This window comes from Campylobacter sp. TTU_617 (assembly GCF_016599045.1).
Classification (GTDB): domain Bacteria; phylum Campylobacterota; class Campylobacteria; order Campylobacterales; family Campylobacteraceae; genus Campylobacter_D.
On sequence record NZ_JAENKV010000042.1, the window covers coordinates 1 to 736 of the forward strand.

Sequence of the window (736 nt, forward strand, 5' to 3'; positions counted from 1 at the left end):
TATTAATTTTAACCACTCTAAAACTCTAAAACAAATTTATCTTCTTTATCTTTAAAGGTAAAAACCTTTTCTTTACAAGGATAAGAAATAAAATTTTCTCTCATAAAAGATTTTCTATTTTTTAATTTTTCTAATACTATAGGTAATTCTTGTCTAAATAAAGCCTTATCAGTCATTCTTAATCCGTGTTCTAAACTTTTAATTAATTTTCCATCTATTTGATCTTCACTCTCTATTAAATGTAAAGTTGTATCAAAGCCTAGGTTTTTATAGATTTTATGAAGTTCTATTTTATCTTTAGCAGGAGCACCAATATCTTTTGCACTATGATAATGAATATAGATTATATTAGGATTTAATTTTTGCTGGATTAAAAGATGATTTGAATTTAAGATAGATCTAATAATATAATTATCATCATTTAAATAAAAAGGTGAATTTATATTGCGTGTCCAATATTTTTTTACATAACAATTTAAATCTACATTTTCCCTAGTAAATGCAAATTCAGGAATTTCAGTTTCTCTTCCTAAAATATGCCGTATATGAGGCATAGTAATTGCAGAATTATCAATCACCCCATCCACATACCAAGGGGCAATCTTAGCTATAAGCAAAGATAAGTATCCACCATAAGACCCCCCCCCATAAATTTTAGGTAAATTTGCAAATTCAGGATAGTTTTTAACTATATCTTTTAAGGCATTGATATGATCAATTGCTGCCATAATGCCAT

Annotated in this window: 1 protein-coding gene; it reads right to left on the reverse strand. The window is 26.8% G+C overall.

The features are described from left to right. Nucleotides 1–17: 17 nt before the first annotated feature. Nucleotides 18–736: DUF2920 family protein (locus GQV94_RS07615; RefSeq protein WP_200170441.1), on the reverse strand; the 719-nt coding region annotated here is incomplete at its 5' end.